The sequence below is a fragment of the Qipengyuania oceanensis genome, from assembly GCF_009827535.1.
GTDB lineage: Bacteria > Pseudomonadota > Alphaproteobacteria > Sphingomonadales > Sphingomonadaceae > Qipengyuania_C > Qipengyuania_C oceanensis.
This window is the reverse complement of record NZ_WTYN01000001.1, coordinates 650423-668991: the sequence shown is the minus strand read 5'-3', so window position 1 is coordinate 668991 and position 18569 is coordinate 650423. Positions and strand designations below refer to the sequence as shown.

Sequence of the window (18569 nt, the reverse complement as noted above, 5' to 3'; positions counted from 1 at the left end):
TTTCTTTTGTCTGCCTTGCGGGCAATCACGCCGCCATGATCCGCAAATCCCACGCAGTCTCCTCTGCTGTCGCCATGTTGCTTGCCGCCAGTCCCGCCGCGATCTTCGCGCAAGATGCAGCCCTGCCGGACTATCCGGAAACCCGGGCCGAAGCGGTAGAGGACGTGATCTTCGGCGAGACGGTGGCCGACCCTTACCGCTGGCTCGAACAGGACGTGCGCCAGAGCAGCGAGGTCGCCGACTGGGTCGCGCGGCAGAATGCCTTCAGCGATAGCGTTCTCGATCGGATCCCCGAGACCGCGTGGTTCAAGGCCAAGCTCGCGGAGCTGATCGATTACGAGCGCTACGACGTGCCGGTGGTTGCGGGCGGGCGGTACTTCTTCGGCTACAATTCGGGATTGCAGAACCAGTCGCAGCTGTTCGTACAGGATGGCCCGGATGCCGCGCGGCGCCTGCTGATCGATCCGAACGCCTGGGCGAAGGACGGTGCGACCGCGCTCGGCGACATTCGCCCGTCGCCCGATGGCAGGCGGTTGCTGTATTCCATCCAGGACGGCGGGAGCGACTGGCGACAACTCAAGGTGCTCGATGTCGATAGCGGCAAGGACTTGCCGGACGCGATCGACGGGGTGAAATTCCCGATCCGCTACAACAACTGGGACTGGGTGGACGGGGACAGTTTTCTCTACGGCCGCTTCGATATTCCCGCAGCGGGCGAGGAATTCCAGGCGACCAGCCTCAACAACAGGGTCTACTACCACCGCATCGGGACCGACCAGTCGGACGACCTGCTGGTCTTCGCGACCCCCGACGAGCCCGAGCGCAGCAATGACGCGCTCGTTTCCCACGATGGTTCGTGGGCGGTCCTGCGCAGCCGGCAGGCTACCGAAGAACGCAACGAGATCCGCGTGATCGACTTGCGTCGAACCGGTATCGACCGCTGGCAGAACCGGATGCTGGTCCCCGGTTTCGAGCACGAGTGGGACTTTCTCGATGCCATCGGCGCGACGCTCTATTTCCGGACCAACCAGGGAGCGCCCACTTACCGTGTCGTCGCGATCGACATGGATGCGAGCGAACCCCGATGGCAGGTCGTCGTGCCACAGGGTGACTTTCCGATCGATCATGCTTCGATCGTGGGCGATCGCCTGATCGTCAGCTATCTTCAGGACGCGGCTTCGAAAGTCGCCGTCTTCGGCCTCGATGGAAGCCGCAAGGACGACATCCGGCTCGGCGGCATCGGCGCGGCGGAGGGCTTCGGCGGCTCACCGGCGAGCAGCGACACCTTCTACAGCTTTTCCAGTTTCAATCGCCCGGCGACGATCTACCGCCTCGATCCGGCCACGGGCGAAAGCAGCGTGTTCGCCGCGCCCCGGCTGACCTTCGATCCCGGCGACTACCTGGTCGAACAGAAGTTCTATGCGTCCAGGGACGGGACCCGGGTGCCGATGTTCATCGTGCGGCGCAGCGACGTCTCCGGTCCGGCACCGACCCTGCTCTATGGCTACGGCGGCTTCGACATCTCGCTGACACCCGGATTTTCGACCACCCGCATGGCGTGGCTCGCAGCAGGCGGCGTTTACGCGCTGGCCAACATTCGCGGAGGCGGGGAGTACGGCAAGGACTGGCACGATGCCGGACGCCGGGCGAACAAGCAGAACGTGTTCGACGACTTCATCGCGGCGGGCGAGTGGTTGAAGGCCAACGGCTACACCTCCGAAGACGGTCTCGCCATCCAGGGCGGATCGAACGGCGGATTGCTGGTCGGCGCGGTCAGCAATCAGCGGCCCGATCTGTTCGCAGCGGCCAATCCGCAGGTCGGCGTGATGGACATGCTGCGCTTCGACCGATGGACGGCCGGCCGCACATGGGTCGACGATTACGGGTATCCCGAGCGCGAGGAAGACTGGAAGATCCTGCGCGCCTATTCGCCCTATCACAACATCCGCGCGGGCGAGGACTATCCGGCGATCATCGTCACCACCGCCGATACCGACGACCGCGTGGTGCCGGGGCACAGCTTCAAATACGCCGCCGCGCTCCAGGCAGCGGAGATCGGCGACGAACCGCACATCATCCGAATCGAGACCCGCGCAGGACACGGTTCGGGAAAGCCGACCGACAAGCTTATCGAGGAATATGGTGAAATCTTGGGCTTCCTGGCGCACCACGCAGGCCTGCAAGTTCCGGTAATTGCGGAGAAATCCGACGAATGACCCGCGTTCAGGAACTAGGCCTTTTTTCTGAATATTTCCTGCATCGGCAATTCAGACAGGCCTCACCGCCGTTCATCTAGAAACTCCCTCATAGCCGAGGCAATCCCGCCGCGGCCTGACATGAGGAGAGCCTCGAATGACAAAAGCAGCGAAGGCATGGGCGAAAGGTGGGATCGCTACGGCCGCAGTTGGCGCCATGGCGCTGGCAAGTGCAACCCCGACGATGGCGAGCGACCGCTATCGCGATCGTGACGGCATCAGTGCGGGCGAGATCATCGCCGGCGCGGTAATTCTGGGTGGCATTGCCGCCGTGGCCGGATCGATCGGCAAGGACCGTTACCGTGACGATCGCTATTATCGCAACGGCCGGGCCGGCTATTACAACGGCAGCCCGCGTGCAGCGGTCGAGCAGTGCGTCAACGCGGTCAATCGCGACGCGCGCCGCTACGGCTATCGCAACGCCCGCGTCACGCAGATTCGTGACGTAGACGACACCCGTTACGGCTGGCGCGTGAAGGGCCGGGTCGAAGTGCGCGAAGGCCGCTACGACCGATATGATCGTTATGACCGCTATGATCGTTACGACCGGCGCTACGGCAACGACCGGTACGATCGGTACGACCGGCGTGCCCGGACCGACGACGGCAAGTTCACCTGCTACATCGAACGTGGCCGGGTCGCGAACGTCGATTACAGTGGTCTCAAGCGTCTCTGACGGATCACGACACGTTTACCGGATTCAGGCGGTTCAGGCTTCATCAAGTCTGGACCGCCTAGCCGCATCTGCGATTCGGTGGGGATCGCCCGTTCATTTCGCGTAGGGGTCACGCACATGCGCCTGTTCAAGCCAACCGCCGCCGTTATTTCCGTTCTTGCCGCCGGTTCGATCGCCGCGACCGATGTCGCCGCCGCCGACTTGCCCGTTTCCGTGGCCCACGCTTCCGTCGCCACCCACGGGGTATTCGACGCCGAGGCGATGAAGGCGGACGACCACCGCTATTATCCGTATGGCTACAGGCGCTATCGCCGTTCGACGGCAGCCGATATTCTCACGGGCGTAGTGATCCTCGGCACGGTGGCCGCGATCGCCAACGCTGCTTCCAAGAACAGCCGCGACCGCGACGAGCGTTACCGCGATCGCGATTATCGCTATCGCGACAATGACTATCGCGACCGGGACGCGCGCTACCGCGACCGTCGCGGAGACAGCCGGTATGACGAGAGCCGCGGGATCGACCGGGCGGTCGAGATGTGCGTGCGCGAAGTGGAGCGTGATGCGCGGGTCGACCGGGTCGACAGCGTCGAACGCGACGGCGAGGGCTGGGAAGTTGAAGGCCGCCTCTACAACGGCGAGCAGTTCTCGTGCGAGATCGGCAGCGATGGCCGGATCGAGGATATCGAGATCGATGGTCGCGATGTCGCTTATGCCGCTCCGCGCGGGTCCGGGGCCGAGGTCGATGACCGCCAGTGGGACGAGCAGCGCTATGCACAGGCTCGCGCCCGGCTCGATCGCGCTACGCCCGTTCCCGAGCGGTCCGCGCAGGCACCCGCCTATCCCGGCGGACCGGTCGACGGGGACGTGATCGACGAAGATCTGGCAGCATCGGGCTCGACCGGCGGCGATGGCCGTTACGATGCGCACACCGCTCCCGATTTCGACGACGCCTGACGTTTGCAGGCCCGGTCAGTCGGCCGGGCCGCTTTCCATCTCGCGATAGGCGGGCAGGGCCAGGCCGAGCCTGATCGCAGCTGCCCGCAGGACGAAACCGGCAAGCCATGCCACGATCCAGGTGACCGCGTTGCCGAGCCCGACCAGAGCCCCGGCTGCGGTGACGAGCGCAGAGAGCGCTGCCGCGGTCACGTAAAGCTCGGGCCGCATCAGGATCGACGGAACGCCCGCGATGACGTCGCGGATCACACCTCCGGCGCATCCCGTCACCGTTCCCAGGACGATCGCCGGCAGGGGTGCGACACCGAAAGCCAGTGCCTTGGCCGTGCCGAGAACCGCGAAGGCCGCCAGCCCCGCGGCATCGGCATATTCGAGCAGTTTTCCCTCCCACCAGCGGCGCGGCGTGAACCATGCGAGCAGCGCGGTCAGGAGGATGACCGGGGCGACCCACGGGTCGCGCAGCCAGAAGGCGGGCGTGCCGATCAGCATGTCGCGAACCGAACCGCCGCCGACCCCGGTCACCAGCGCGAAGAAGGCCATAGTGACGAAAGTCTGGCCAAGCCGCGCGGCAACCAGCGCACCGGTCAGCGCGAAAACGGCCGTTCCCAGCAGGTCGAGAAGCGGGGGCAGCGCGGGCGGGGTCATGCCGCGTCCGGTGAGTCCGGGGCCGGATCGGTGCTCGGCACTGCCTCGTCTTGCTGTTGCTCGGTGACGGCAGGCGGCGCGACCCGTGCCCTGCGGCGACGGAACATCAGGACGACGCCGAGCAGCGAGGCCAGCGCGCTCAGGGCTGCGAACAGGATCAGCACCGGGTGCGAGGTGTCCTCTCGCGTCTGAAGGTCCATGATGTGCAGGCCCCACATGAAATCGAACAGGCGCCACCAGCGAGTCCGCACCGCCTCGATCCGCCCCGTCTCGGCTCCGACATAGACGTTGGTCCCGTTCTCCAGCGCGACTTGCCAGACCGGCATCGGGCGACGGAAATCGAACGGCACGCCTTCGGCGGTATACCGCCGCGTGCTCGCGATCCGGTCGCCGCCGAGGACCCCTTCCTCGACGATCAGCCGCGCTTCCAGCTCCGACAGCGGCCCCATGGTCGTGCCGTCCTCGCGCAAGCGGTCGCTCGTGCCGTCGGCATATTCGATCCGGGTCACCAGCTCGCCACGTTCCATCGCGGTGCGCACGGAGCGGACCGGCTTGGTGATGCTCGGCGGCAGGTTCACGGCGATGGTGATATCGCGCGGCAGGTTCTGCTCGGGCACCTCAATGAGCAGGTCCGTGCCGCGAACTTCCTCGATCGGTTTCGACACCATGACTAGGCCGGTGACGACCCACATCAGGATCGGGATGCCGGTCAGCCAGGCGAGCCAGATGTGCCATTTGGCAAACAGGCGCATGGATTTAGCGATGGTGCGTCTCCGTCAGTGGTGGAGGATTTCGCCAAGCGCCTTTGCGGCTGCAATGCAATCGAGATCGCGCCAGTGCGGCCCCATCACCTGCATCCCGCAGGGCAGACCCGAAGCGCTTGCGCCGACCGGCAGCACGGTGGACGGCAGGTTGGGGAAAGTCGCGAGCCCGGCCCAGGCGAGGCCTTCGGCGGCCGGTCGTTCGACCCCGTCGATCGTGTAGTTCTCCTGGAAGATCTGCCGGTCGCGGTGCGGGAAGGCGACGATCGGTGTGGGCGCAGCCAGGACGAAATCATAGTCCTGGAAGAACTCCGCCCAGGCGCTTTCGCAACGGGACTGGCGGTCGAGCAGTTCGAACCAGTCGGTCGCGGTGGCCCGCTCGCCGCCCGGGCCCGGCTCGCCGCGTGCCATCGCGATGTTGAGCATCTTGAGGTAGTCGGCGTGCTGGGTGACGAGATCGGGCAGGCCGACGCCATCGGTATCGACGCGCAGGCCCGCCTTGTCGAATGCTGCGAAAGCGGCATCGAGCGGCTCGCGCACGCTCGCGTCGGTCGGGCTGACCGGGTGCTCTCGCAGGTAGAAAATCCGGCATTCGCGGATCGGCTTGCTGCGCTGCTTGATCGGAAGGTTGGCCGTCAGGCGAACAAGCAGGTCGAGATCTTCGGGATTGCGCGCCAGTGGCCCCGCGATGGACAGCGCGCCGTCATGCGCGCCTGCACCTTGCGTAATCGGGTGATCGTGGCCTGCCTTGCTGACCAGGCCCCAGCTCGTCTTGTGGCCCCAGATGCCGTTGAAATGCGCCGGTACGCGGACCGATCCGCCGATGTCGGTTCCGTATTCGCACGGCACGAACCCCGCGGCCACCGCCGCCGCGCTGCCACCCGAGGAGCCGCCCGCACTCATCGCAGGATCGTGCGGATTGCGGGTGCGACCGTAGACCGGGTTGAAGCTCTGCCAGTCGGCGAGGTCGACGGGAACGTTCGTCTTGCCGACGATGATGACGCCCGCGGCCTTCAGCGCGGATACGACATGCGAATCCGCCGCCGCGATCTGCCCGGCGAAGTTCTCGTGCCCCCAGCAGGTCGGCAGCCCGGCGACGTCGAAGCTCTCCTTGACCGTGATCGGCACGCCGAACAGCGGCTGGTCCTTGCCCGCTGCCTTGCCGTCAAGCGAGCGCGCCGTATCGCGGGCGCGTTCGAAATCGCGCACCACGACGGCATTGATCTCGCCATCGCCAGCTTCGATCCGCGCGATCGCGGCATCGACCGCCTCGAGCGGTGACAGCTCTCCGGCGGAGATCTGCGCCGCCAGTTCGATCGCGCCCGGTTCTCCGGTCAATTTCGGGTAGCTCATGACAGTCTCTCCTCGAGCGACTGCTTCACCCAACCACAACCCGCCGTCAATGGCTGCTTCATCGGCGAAGTCCTAGCCCGTGACAGGAACCGGCGCGCTCGCTATCCGGTTGTCACGTTACACACGCAACCAGTTTGCCCGGGGAATCTTTCATGCGCCTTGCCGTCCTGCCGCTGCTTCTCGCGACCGCCGCCTGCACCACCTATCCGGCCAGCGACCCGGTCAAGTCGGCCAATTCGGGCGTCACCGTCAGCCAGGTTTCGGAAGCCGAGGCTGCCTATGACTACCGCGCGAGCATGGATACGCTCGCAGTGGTCGATATGAATCCCGACACCAGCTATCTGACTGGCGAGGAACGCCAGGTCGTCAACAAGCTGATCGAGGCATCCGGGTTGATGACGCAGATTTACCTGCGTCAGCGCAGCGTCGACAATCCGCAGATCCGCACCGCGATCGAGCGCAGCCGCCGGGCGGACCAGAAGCTGCTGCTCGAAATGTTCGACCGCAACCTCGGTCCGTGGGACGAGATGGCCGAACTGCACCCGTTCTGGGGCACCGATCCCATGCCGAAGGGTGCAGGCTTCTATCCCGAGGATCTGACGGTCGAGGAGTTCGACGCCTATCTCGCCGCGCATCCCGAGCAGGCAAAATCGCTGACCAGCGAATATACCGTCGTCCGGCGCGAAGGCGACCGGCTGGTCGCCGTCCCCTATTCGGTCGAATACCGGGCATGGTTGGTACCGGCAGCGCAACTGCTGCGCGAAGCGGCGCAGATCACCACCAACCCCAGCCTCAAGAAGTTCCTCTCGTTGCGCGCGGCAAGCTTCCTGAGCGACGATTATTTCGAGAGCGAACTCGCCTGGATGGATCTCGAAGGCACGCCGATCGAAGTCGCGATCGGTCCTTACGAGGTCTACACCGACAAGCTCTATGGTAAGAAGGCCGCGTTCGAAAGCTTCGTGACGTTGAAGGACCCGCAGGCTTCCGCCGCACTCGACAAGTACAAGGGCTACCTCCGCGACATGGAGGCGAACCTGCCGATCCCTGAGAAGGACAAGAACTTCCAGCGCGGTTTCGCCAGCCCGATCGCGGTCGCCGACCAGATCCAGGGCGGGGGCGACAACGTGCCCGGTACGCAGACCATCGCTTTCAACCTGCCGAACGACGAGCGGGTCCGCGAAGCGAAGGGGGCCAAGAAGGTCATCCTGTCGAACGTCCTGGGGGCCAAATACGACCGCATCCTCGATCCCATCGCCGATGTCGTGCTGAGCGCGGACCAGGCACCGCTGGTGGTCAAGAAATACATGCAGCTCAACACGCTGTTCCACGAGCTGTCTCACAGCCTGGGGCCGGGCTCGATCACGGTCGGTGGCCGGGCAACCACAGTGAACGACGAATTGAAGGACCAGTATTCGCGGCTGGAAGAATCCAAGGCCGACGTCATGGGGATCTGGAACATCCTCTTCATGATGGAGAAGGGCGAATTGCCCCGCGCCGAGAAGAACCAGCTCTTCGCGACCTATTTTGCAGGCCTGTTCCGTTCGGTCCGTTTCGGGACAGAAAGCGCTCACGGTTATGGCGCTGCACTGCAATACGGCTACCTCAAGAGCGTCGGCGCGTTCCGTTTCGACGAGGCGAACGGCCACTACGTCATCGACCCTGCGAAGATGGAAGCCGGGATCGAGAGCCTGCTCAACAAGCAGCTGATGATCCAGGCAGCCGGCGACTATGCCGGAGCGAAAGCCTTTTTCGACCAGTACGCCCATCTCGACGCGCATGCGGAAGCTGCGATCGCCTCGATGGATGCCATTCCGGTCGACATCCTGCCGGTTTACCCCGACGAGGTCTGATCGCGCAGCCGAGGTTCCGCGAAACCCAGCGCGAGGCCGAAGCCGAGTATCGATGCCGCCCCGTAGCCGATCAGCGGTGTCGGATAGTGATTGATCACTGCCGCCAGGGTGAAGCCGAACAATGCGCCGCCGGCGGCATATCGTTCGCGGCGGGCGAAAGGGGCGAAGCGCAGCAACAGTACGAGGCTTGTGATGAGCGCGAGGCCCAGGACGATCGCGGCGGGCCAGGCGATCCGCAGCGCATCGTGGAAGACGCGCTCGACGAACGGCACGGGCGGCAGCTCGCCCTTAAGGGCGGCGACGATCGCCGCGACGAAGCCGACGATCGCGACGAGCCCGATCCGCCAGTCACGTGTCGCGTCGTGCACACCGACTGCTGCGAAAGTTATCGCGAAGGCCGTACCCGCATCCGGCTGGAGCGAGGCGGCAAGCAGGGCGGTAAACAGTATCGGCGGCGCGAAGCCTTCGTCCCGCGCGGCCAGGATGGCGAGCGTCGGAAAGGCCAGCAACCCGGCATGGATCATGAACGGACCGGCAGGTAGCCAGCGCGAGACTTGTCCGCCTCCGACGGCCTCTTGCCAGGGGCCGGTCGCAAGCGGGACGAACAGGATTGCCAGCAGGAAAAGCACGACCCCGCGCTGCAAGGCTGGCGAGGAAGGCGCGCGACCGAATGCAATCCACGCAAATGCAAGCGCAAGGCTCGCACCGTTGATCGCCAGATAGTGCGCTGGAGCGCCCGCAAATGCCATCCAGGCAATGCCGACGAGAACGGGCAGGGCGAGCGCGAGGCAGGCTGCAATGCGAGCAGGAGAAGGTTGCATCTGTTCCCGAAGCCTCCCGGACACCTGCTCGCCAGCCTAGCCAAAAACGCAGTGGCAACCGACGCGATTGACTGGGACTTTCTACGCTGGCCCGTCGGCGGGTCAATCGGGCCGAAGATGCGGATATGAGGTCTGCATTGACGGTCGCAGGGTCGGGAAACGAGGATGGTCAGAATGAACAGCGTCGAAGCGCCCGCCAAGCCCTGGCATCTCCGCGGCAACTGGGCTCCAGTCGTCGATGAACTCGAGACGGGCGAGCTGCGCGTCGAGGGCGAGATCCCGAGCGATCTCAACGGGACTTATATCCGCACCGGCCCAAATCCGGCCTCAGGCCATTCGGTGCACTGGTTCTTCGGCGACGGGATGCTGCACGGCATCCGGCTGGAGAACGGCAAGGCGAGATGGCATCGCAGCAGATACGTGCAGACGCGCGGCCTCGGCGAGGACCCCCTCGCTTCGGGCAATCTCGGCAAGCTCGATTACAGCAAGGCCAATACGCACATCGTCAGCCATGCTGGCAAGATCCTGGCGCTGAACGAAGGCGGCTGGCCTTACGCGATCGACCAGGAACTGGCGACGAAGGGGGTCGAGAACTACGGCGGCAAGTTGACGACCGCGATGACGGCGCATCCCAAGGTGTGCCCGGAAACCGGTGAGCTGATGGCCTTTTCCTACGCCAGCTACCAGGCGCCCTTCGTGCATTACATCAGGGTCGGCGCGGACGGGCAGCTCAAGCAGCTCGAAGCGATCGATATTCCGCAGAAGGTGATGATGCACGACTTCGCGATCACCCGGAATTACGTCATCTTCCTCGATCTGCCGGTCGTATTCGACTTCGCCCTGGCGGCGAAGGGATTTCCCTACGAGTTCCGTCCCGCTTCCGGAGCGCGCCTGGGCGTCATGCCGCGCGAAGGATCGAATGCGGATGTTCGATGGTTCGAGATCGAGCCCTGCGCCATTTTCCATACGGTCAATGCGCACGAGTCCGACGGCAAGATCGTGATGACGGCATCGCGCATGGGTTCATGGAGCGCGGACGATTTTGCCGATGTCGGCTATCTGTGGCGCTGGACGATCGACCTCGAGAGCGGCACGGTTCGCGAGGAGCAGGTGGACGATCGGCCGGGCGATTTTGGCCGGGTAAACGATAAGGTCGTCGGGCTGGACGCTCGCTATGGCTATCTGATGGAGATGGCCGGCGAAGGCGAGCCCGAAGCGCCGACCTACGGGCACGCCCTGCTGAAATACGATCTTCATTCCGGCAATTGCACGCCGCATTTCCTGGGCGAGCGGGTACACGGTGGGGAGCCCACTTTCGTCCAGACCGGCGAGGGCGAGGACGACGGTTACGTGATGACCTTCGTACACGACGAGGAATCCGACCGGTCGCACTTCGTCATTCTCGACGCGAAGGATTTCGACGGACCGCCGGTCGCGACGATCCATCTCGAAGAGCGCGTGCCTTACGGCGCGCACGGTAACTGGATCCCGCTGGCCTGAGCTGAGCCGAGCGCGCTCAGCGCACCGCCAGCAGGCAGCGCGATTCCTACATGTGGATCGGCTTGCCGGTCACCGCCATGGCTGCTTCCTTGACCGCTTCCGAATGCGTCGGATGAGCGTGGCAGGTGTAGGCGATGTCTTCCGACGTGGCGCCGAATTCCATCGCCAACGCAGCTTCTGCGATCATGGTCCCGGCGGGAACGGCGATCGCCCAGACACCCATCACGCGGTCGGTTTCCGCATCGGAAATGACCTTCACGAAACCGTCGGGCTCGTGGTTGGTCTTGGCGCGGCTGTTGGCCATCATCGGGAACTTGCCGACCTTGATCGTGCCATGTTCCTTGGCCTCTTCCTCGGTGAGGCCGACGCCGGCGATTTCCGGGTGGGTGTAGACGACCGACGGAATCACGTCGTGGTTCACGATGCCGGTCTGGCCCGCGATCCATTCGGCGACCGCGATGCCTTCATCTTCGGCCTTATGCGCCAGCATCGGGCCCGGAATCACGTCGCCGATCGCGCGAACGCCATCGACCGCCGTGCGGAATTCGTGATCGACCTCGATCTGGCCGCGCTTGTTCAGTTCGAGCCCGATCGCGTCGAGCCCTAGGCCTTCGGTATTTGGCCTGCGTCCGATCGACACGAGTACACAGTCCGCTTCCATCGTTTCGGCATCGCCGCCCGCGGCGGGCTCCATCGTCAGCGTGGCCTTGTCGCCGCTGACGGTGCAGCCGGTGACCTTGGTGCCGAGCTTGAACTCGATGCCCTGCTTCTTGAAAACCTTGCGCGCTTCCTTGCGGATGTCGCCGTCCATGCCGGGCAGGATTTCGTCGAGGAATTCCACACAGGTCACCTTGGCGCCGAGGCGCCGCCATACGCTGCCGAGTTCCAGCCCGATCACGCCACCGCCGATCACGATCATGTGCTCGGGCACCTTGGAGAGGACCAGCGCGCCGGTGGAGTCGACGACTACGCCCTTGTCATTGTCGACCTCGACACCGGGCAGGGGGGTGACCGAAGAGCCGGTCGCTATGACGACTTCCCTGGCGGTTACCGTTTCGTCGCCGACCTTGACAGTATGCGCGTCCTGGAACGTGGCGCGGCCCTTTTTCCAGTCGACCTTGTTCTTCTTGAACAGGAATTCGATGCCCTTCGTCAGGCCATCGACGGCGTCCTGCCGGTGGGCCTGCATCTTGGGCAGATCGAGCTTCGGCGTCACCTCGATACCCATGTGTGCCATGTGATCGCCGGCAGCGGCCTCGAAATATTCGGACGCATGAAGCAGGGCCTTGGACGGAATGCAGCCGACGTTGAGGCAGGTCCCGCCCAGCGTCTCGCGGCTTTCGGCACAGGCGGTCTTCAGCCCCAGTTGCGCGGCGCGAATGGCGGCAACATAGCCGCCCGGGCCTGCGCCGATGACGAGGACGTCGTAGTCGTATTCAGCCATGGTATTTTCCTCAGAGGTCGATCAGCATCCGCGTGGGATCTTCGATCGCTTCCTTGATGATCTTGAGCGCGGTCACGGCCTCGCGGCCGTCGATCAGGCGGTGGTCGTAGGACAGAGCGAGGTACATCATCGGGCGTATGACGACTTCGCCGTTCACTGCGACAGGGCGATCCTCGATCCGGTGAAGGCCGAGCACGGCGCTCTGCGGCGGATTGATGATCGGGGTCGACATGAGCGAGCCGAACACGCCGCCGTTGCTGATGGTGAAGGTGCCGCCCTTCATGTCTTCCATCGTCAGCGTGCCGTCCTTGGCGCGCTTGCCGAAATCGGCGATGTCCTTCTCGATCTGCGCGAAGCCCTTGGCCTGCGCATCGCGGATGACGGGGACCACGAGGCCGTTTGGGGCCGAAACCGCGACCGAGATGTCGACGTAGTCGTGATAGACGATCTCGTCGCCCTCGATATAGGCATTGGCCGCTGGCACGTCCTTCAGCGCGAGGCAGGCTGCCTTGGCGAAGAAGCCCATGAAGCCGAGCTTGATGTCGTGCTTCTTGGCGAACAGGTCCTTGTATTTCTCGCGCGCTTCGATGACCGCGCTCATGTCGCAATCGTTGAAGGTGGTGAGCAACGCCGCTTCTTCCTGTGCGCCCTTGAGGCGCCGGGCGATGGTCTGGCGCATGCGCGTCATCTTGACGCGTTCCTCGCGGCGTTCGCCGCTTGCGGAAGGCGCGGCAGCAGCGGCCGGAGCAGGCGATGCCGCCGGAGCCGGTGCGGGCGAGCCGGTCTTGGCCGTGTCCTGCTTCTGGCTGGCCGCGGCGAGCACGTCTTCCTTGGTCAGGCGGCCATCCTTGCCGGTGCCCTTGATCGTCGAGGGGTCGAGCCCGTGTTCGAGCACCGCGCGGCGCACTGCCGGCGACAGGGTCTGCGCGCCGTCGCCGCCTTCCGGGGCGGAACTGGCAGAAGATCCGACAGCTTCCTTCGCCTGGGCGGGAGCAGCCTTTTCCACGCCTGCATCGGGGACTTCGGCCTTGGGCGCATCGGCCTTGGCGGCTGGCGCGCCGCCTTCCTCGACCGTGGCGATGACTGCGCCGACTTCGACCGTATCGCCGACGGCGGCGCGATGTTCGCCGAGCACGCCTGCGACGGGCGAGGGGACTTCGACCGCGACCTTGTCGGTTTCGAGGCTGGCGATCGGCTCGTCGACGGCGACGGCATCGCCGGGCTGCTTGAGCCATTCGCCGATGGTGCCTTCGGAAACGGATTCGCCGAGGGCGGGGACGGTGATTTCAGTGGCCATAATAGGTTATCCGGCTTTCTTGCTGGATTTGCGGGATTTCAGCTGCCGGGCAGCGTCGCCGCCGTCGGCCAGGCCGAGGGCGATGGAAACGAGCGATTCCTGCTGGACCTGGTGCCGCTTGGCAAGGCCCGTGGCAGGCGATGCCGCAGGTTCGCGACCCGCGTAAACGGGGCGCATGCCGGGCTTTCCGGCATCGGCGGCGGCCTGTTCGATCAGACGGTCGACGAAGAACCACGCGCCGTTGTTCTTCGGTTCTTCCTGGCACCAGACGATCTCTTCGAGATTGGTCATGCGCTTCAGGCGGATCGCCAGCGGATCGCCGGGGAAGGGGTAGAGCTGCTCGATGCGGACGATCGAGACGTCTTCCAGCCCTTCCTTGTCCCGCCGTTCCATCAGGTCGTAGGCGACCTTTCCGCTGCACAGCACCAGGCGCCGCACGTTCTTGTCGGCAATTTCCTTCATGTCGGACTTGATCCGCATGAAATGGTTCTCGCCGACGAACTCGTCGGCATTCGACTTGGCGAGCGGATGCCGCAGCAAGCTCTTGGGGGTCATGATGACCAGCGGCTTGCGGAACGGGCGGAGCATCTGCCGACGCAGCACGTGGAAGTAGTTCGCCGGCGTGGTGATATTGCACACCTGGATATTGTCGTTCGCGCACAGTTGCAGGAACCGCTCGAGCCGGGCGGAGCTGTGTTCCGGCCCCTGGCCCTCGTAGCCATGGGGCAGCAGCATCACCAGGCCGTTGGCCCGCAGCCACTTGACCTCGCCGCTGGCGATGTACTGGTCGATCATGATCTGCGCACCGTTGGCGAAATCGCCGAACTGCGCTTCCCACATCACCAGGCTCTTGGGATCGGCCATCGCAAAGCCATATTCGAAGCCGAGCACGCCGTATTCGGATAGGGGGCTGTCGTAGACCTCGAACTTGCCATGCGGCAGGGTCGCGAGCGGGATGTACTTGCGCTCGTCGTTCTGGTCGATCCACACCGCGTGGCGCTGGCTGAACGTACCGCGACCCGAATCCTGGCCCGAGAGGCGCACGCCGAACCCTTCGGTGACGAGGCTGCCGAAGGCGAGCGCTTCGCCCGTTGCCCAGTCGAAGCCTTCGCCGCTTTCGAACATCGCCCGCTTGGCATCGAGCACGCGGCCGAGCGTCTTGTGGATCGTTACGTCGTCGGGGACGGTAGTCAGCGTGCGGCCGAGGCTGTCGAACAGCTTGCGCTCGATCGCTGTATCGACATTGCGCCGTGCGGTTTCGGGATCGACCGGCTTGTTGAGGCCCGCCCAGCGGCCGCCGAACCAGTCGGCCTCGTTGGGCTTGTAGCTTTCAGCGGCCTTGAAGTCCTCTTCGAGCGTGTCGGTGAATTCGGTAATCAGCCCGTCGAGGTATGCCTGGTCGATCACGCCTTCCTTCTCGAGCCGCGCCGAATAGATCTCGCTCACCTTCGGGTGCTTGCGGATCCGGTCGTACATGATCGGCTGAGTGAAGCTCGGTTCGTCGCCTTCGTTGTGACCGAAGCGGCGATAGCACCACATATCGATCACGATGTCGCGGCCGAACGTCTGGCGGTAGTCCACCGCCAGCTTGCAGGCGAAGGTCACCGCTTCGGGATCATCGCCGTTGACGTGCAGGATCGGTGCCTGGACGCCCTTGGCGACGTCGCTCGGATACGGCGAGCTGCGCGCGAACTGCGGGCTGGTGGTAAAGCCGATCTGGTTATTGATGACGAAGTGCAGGCAGCCGCCGGTGTTGTAGCCGCGCACGCCGGAAAAGCCGAGACACTCCCACACGATGCCCTGGCCGGCGAAGGCCGCATCGCCGTGGATGAGCACGGGCAGGACCTGCTCATGCTTCTTGAGGTCGTCACGGATGGCCTGCTGCGCGCGCGCCTTGCCGAGGACGACCGGGTCGACCGCCTCGAGATGGCTGGGGTTAGGCACGAGGCTCATGTGAACCTCGATGCCATCGAATTCGCGGTCGGTGCTGGTGCCGAGGTGATATTTCACGTCGCCCGAACCGCCCACTTCGTCGGGCGTCGCGCTGCCGCCGGAAAACTCGTGGAAGATGACCTTGTACGGCTTGCCCATGACGTTCGCGAGAACGTTGAGGCGGCCGCGGTGGGCCATGCCGTAGATGATCTCGCGCACGCCCAGCTGGCCGCCATGCTTGATGACCGCCTCGAGCGCGGGAATCATCGATTCCCCCCCGTCGAGACCGAAGCGCTTGGTGCCGACGTATTTCTTGCCGAGGAACTTCTCGTACTGTTCGCCGCGCACCACGGCAGCCAGGATCGCGCGCTTGCCTTCGTCGGTGAACTGGATCGTATCGCCCGGGCTCTCGAACTGTTCCTGGAGGAAGCGGCGTTCCTCCGTGTCGGAAATGTGCATGTATTCGAGGCCGACATCGCCGCAGTAGATCTCGCGTAGGCGGCGGAAGAGTTCGCCAACCGTCACCCAGTCGTAGCCGAGCACGCCGCCGACAAAGACCTCTCGGTCCTCCTGGCCGGCAAAGCCATGCCATTCCAGCGTGAGATCGCCCGGCTGGTCGCGGTGCGAGAGGCCGAGCGGATCGAGATTCGCAGCCAGGTGGCCGCGCACGCGATAAAGCCGCACGAGCAGCATCGCGCGGATGGAATCGTCCGCCGCCTGCTGGATCGCCTTCGCATCTAGCGGCTTGCCACCCTTTTCCGCAGCTGCCGCGACCGCGAGCTTCATCTGCGTCGGGTCGAGGGCAGCAGTCAGGTCGGCGTCGGAATCGACGACTTCGCTCAGCCAGCGCGGATTGGCCCAGCTGGGCCCGGGCTGCGGGCCTTCCTGGTCGCCCATGGCGGGCATGAAGTCGTGGATTTCGTTACCCATTGAGGCACTCCTTGGGGAGGAAGCGTGCGGAAACTATGCGGGTTCCTCGGCCGTCTCGCGGTCAGGCGAGTTCCTTCAGCATCGCGTCGAGCGTGGTGCCGAGTTCGGACGGAGAGGGCGACACGCGGATGCCCGCCGCTTCCATCGCCGCGATCTTGTCGTCCGCGCCGCCCTGGCCGCCCGAGACGATCGCGCCGGCGTGGCCCATGCGGCGCCCCGGAGGCGCCGTGCGACCCGCGATGAAGCCGACCATCGGCTTCTGGCGGCCCTTCGCGGCCTGGTCCTTGATGAAGGCAGCGGCTTCTTCTTCCGCGCTACCGCCGATTTCGCCGATCATGATGATCGACTTGGTGTCGTCGTCGGACAGGAACATGTCGAGCACGTCGATGAAATTGGTGCCGTTGACCGGGTCGCCGCCGATGCCGACCGCGGTGGTCTGGCCGAGGCCGACCATGGTGGTCTGGTGGACGGCTTCGTACGTCAGCGTGCCGGAGCGCGAGACCACGCCGACCGAACCCTTCTTGAAGATCGATCCGGGCATGATGCCGATCTTGCATTCACCGGGCGTCAGCACGCCGGGGCAGTTGGGGCCGATGAGGCGCGACTTGCTGCCTTCGAGCGCGGCCTTCACGCGCACCATGTCGAGCACCGGAATGCCTTCGGTGATGCAGACGATCAATTCCATCTCGGCATCGATCGCTTCGCAGATCGCGTCGGCGGCGAAGGGCGGCGGCACGTAGATGCATGATGCGGTCGCCCCGGTCTCGGCCTTGGCTTCGCGCACGGTATTGAAATTGGGCAGGCCGATATGCGTCGTGCCGCCTTTGCCGGGCGTCACGCCGCCAACCATCTGCGTTCCGTAATCGAGCGCCTGCTGCGTGTGGAAGGTGCCGGTTTCGCCGGTCATGCCCTGGGTGATGACCTTGGTGTTCTTGTCTACGAGGATGCTCATGCCGCCTCTCCTGTTCGATTGATTTTTGGGTTAGGCGAGCGAGCTGTCGAGGCCCTTGCAGGCTTCGAGCAGTTCTTCGACGGCATCGGTCGAGACCTTCAGGTTGCTCTTTTCCTCGTCCGACAGCTCGATCTCGATCACTTCCTCGGTGCCGCCCGCGCCGATCATGGTGGGCACGCCCACGTAGAGGCCGTCGAGGCCGTACTTGCCCTCGACATAGCTGGCGCAGGGCAGGATACGCTTGCTGTCGTTGAGGTATGCTTCGGCCATCGCGATCGCGCTGGTGGCCGGGGCATAATAGGCCGAGCCATTGCCGAGCAGCTGGACGATCTCGCCGCCACCGGCACGGGTGCGCTTGACGATTTCGTCGATGCGGCTTTCCGAGACGCCCTTGATCTTGGCGAAGTCGTTGACCGGGATGCCGTTGATGGTGGTGTAGCTGGTGACAGGAACCATCGTGTCGCCGTGGCCGCCGAGAACGAAGGCGTTCACGTCCTTCACCGAGACATCGAATTCCCAGGCGAGGAAGGTGGCGAACCGCGCGCTGTCGAGCACGCCCGCCATGCCGACGACCTTATTGTGCGGCAGGCCGGAGAATTCGCGCAGCGCCCAGACCATCGCGTCGAGCGGGTTGGTGATGCAGATCACGAATGCGTCGGGACAGTTGTTCTTGATGCCTTCGCCGACGGCTTTCATCACCTTGAGGTTGATGCCGAGCAGGTCGTCGCGGCTCATGCCCGGCTTGCGGGGGACACCTGCGGTGACGATGACCACGTCCGCGCCGGCGATGTCGGCATAGTCGTTGGTGCCGGTGATCTTCGCGTCGAAGCCTTCGATCGGGCCGCACTGCGAAAGGTCGAGCGCCTTGCCCTGCGGCATGCCTTCGGCGATGTCGAACAGGACGATGTCGCCCATTTCCTTCTTCGCGGCGAGATGGGCGAGCGTGCCGCCGATCATGCCGGAACCGATCAGTGCGATCTTCTTGCGTGCCATAAGGGAAAAGCGTCCTTCCGAGCGTCGCGGGACCGGTTTGTCTCGACCGCTATGGCGCACGGCATGTCCCGCGTGGGTGCGCGCGCCCGGCATTCGCAGGCTGCGCTAGGCGGGGCAGTAGGGGAATGCAACCGGAATCGGGCGCTTTGCTTCAACTATCTTTGCAAATAGTTCGCAATTGCATTAGGTTGCGGAAGAACCCCCAA

At 64.6% G+C, this 18569-nt stretch carries 14 protein-coding genes; 5 read left to right on the top strand and 9 right to left on the bottom strand.

The window, feature by feature from the left end:
- The first annotated feature begins 35 nt into the window (after positions 1-35).
- From GRI48_RS03235 to GRI48_RS03225, 3 genes are all read left to right on the top strand, one after another.
- The gene (locus tag GRI48_RS03235) at positions 36-2216 is read left to right on the top strand and encodes a prolyl oligopeptidase family serine peptidase (protein WP_160671328.1); all 2181 of its coding nucleotides are present in this window, start codon (positions 36-38) and stop codon (positions 2214-2216) included.
- Between the two features lie 136 nt (positions 2217-2352).
- A complete protein-coding gene (locus GRI48_RS03230; RefSeq protein WP_160671325.1) occupies positions 2353-2931 on the top strand; it encodes a hypothetical protein in 579 nt (192 codons plus the stop codon).
- A gap of 117 nt (positions 2932-3048) precedes the next feature.
- Positions 3049-3885 (top strand): hypothetical protein, encoded by an 837-nt coding sequence (locus tag GRI48_RS03225; RefSeq protein WP_160671322.1) that lies wholly within the window; start codon positions 3049-3051, stop codon positions 3883-3885.
- Between the two features lie 15 nt (positions 3886-3900).
- Here GRI48_RS03225 and GRI48_RS03220 read toward each other — a convergent pair whose 3' ends face one another.
- The 3 genes from GRI48_RS03220 to GRI48_RS03210 are packed head-to-tail and all read right to left on the bottom strand — an operon-like array spanning position 3901 to position 6644.
- Positions 3901-4530, bottom strand: a complete 630-nt coding sequence (locus GRI48_RS03220) for a trimeric intracellular cation channel family protein (protein WP_160671319.1) — start codon at positions 4528-4530, stop codon at positions 3901-3903.
- Positions 4527-5282: a PepSY domain-containing protein gene (locus tag GRI48_RS03215; protein ID WP_160671316.1), complete on the bottom strand. Its 756-nt coding sequence runs from the start codon at positions 5280-5282 to the stop codon at positions 4527-4529. Before GRI48_RS03215 ends, GRI48_RS03220 begins: the two co-directional genes overlap by 4 nt.
- 24 nt (positions 5283-5306) lie before the next feature.
- The gene (locus GRI48_RS03210) at positions 5307-6644 is read right to left on the bottom strand and encodes an amidase family protein (protein WP_160671313.1); all 1338 of its coding nucleotides are present in this window, start codon (positions 6642-6644) and stop codon (positions 5307-5309) included.
- A 152-nt stretch (positions 6645-6796) separates the two neighbouring features.
- Here GRI48_RS03210 and GRI48_RS03205 point away from each other — a divergent pair, with 152 nt between their 5' ends.
- Positions 6797-8494: a dipeptidyl-peptidase 3 family protein gene (locus GRI48_RS03205; protein WP_160671310.1), complete on the top strand. Its 1698-nt coding sequence runs from the start codon at positions 6797-6799 to the stop codon at positions 8492-8494.
- Here GRI48_RS03205 and GRI48_RS03200 read toward each other — a convergent pair.
- Positions 8476-9315: a hypothetical protein gene (locus tag GRI48_RS03200; RefSeq protein ID WP_160671307.1), complete on the bottom strand. Its 840-nt coding sequence runs from the start codon at positions 9313-9315 to the stop codon at positions 8476-8478. The genes GRI48_RS03205 and GRI48_RS03200 overlap by 19 nt on opposite strands.
- A 174-nt stretch (positions 9316-9489) precedes the next feature.
- Here GRI48_RS03200 and GRI48_RS03195 point away from each other — a divergent pair, with 174 nt between their 5' ends.
- Complete coding sequence (locus GRI48_RS03195) at positions 9490-10815, top strand: carotenoid oxygenase family protein (RefSeq protein WP_160671302.1); 1326 nt, start codon at positions 9490-9492, stop codon at positions 10813-10815.
- 46 nt (positions 10816-10861) lie between these two features.
- Here the strand turns inward: GRI48_RS03195 and lpdA are convergent, their stop codons facing one another.
- From lpdA to mdh, 5 genes are all read right to left on the bottom strand, one after another.
- Complete coding sequence (gene lpdA / locus GRI48_RS03190) at positions 10862-12259, bottom strand: dihydrolipoyl dehydrogenase (RefSeq protein ID WP_160671299.1); 1398 nt, start codon at positions 12257-12259, stop codon at positions 10862-10864.
- 10 nt (positions 12260-12269) lie between these two features.
- Positions 12270-13556, bottom strand: a complete 1287-nt coding sequence (odhB, locus tag GRI48_RS03185; RefSeq protein WP_160671296.1) for a 2-oxoglutarate dehydrogenase complex dihydrolipoyllysine-residue succinyltransferase — start codon at positions 13554-13556, stop codon at positions 12270-12272.
- 6 nt (positions 13557-13562) lie between these two features.
- A complete protein-coding gene (locus GRI48_RS03180; RefSeq protein WP_160671293.1) occupies positions 13563-16418 on the bottom strand; it encodes a 2-oxoglutarate dehydrogenase E1 component in 2856 nt (951 codons plus the stop codon).
- A 61-nt stretch (positions 16419-16479) separates the two neighbouring features.
- Positions 16480-17370: a succinate--CoA ligase subunit alpha gene (gene sucD, locus GRI48_RS03175; protein ID WP_160671290.1), complete on the bottom strand. Its 891-nt coding sequence runs from the start codon at positions 17368-17370 to the stop codon at positions 16480-16482.
- A gap of 30 nt (positions 17371-17400) precedes the next feature.
- On the bottom strand, positions 17401-18363 hold the full coding sequence (mdh, locus tag GRI48_RS03170) for a malate dehydrogenase (protein WP_160671287.1): 963 nt from the start codon (positions 18361-18363) through the stop codon (positions 17401-17403).
- Positions 18364-18569: the final 206 nt, after the last annotated feature.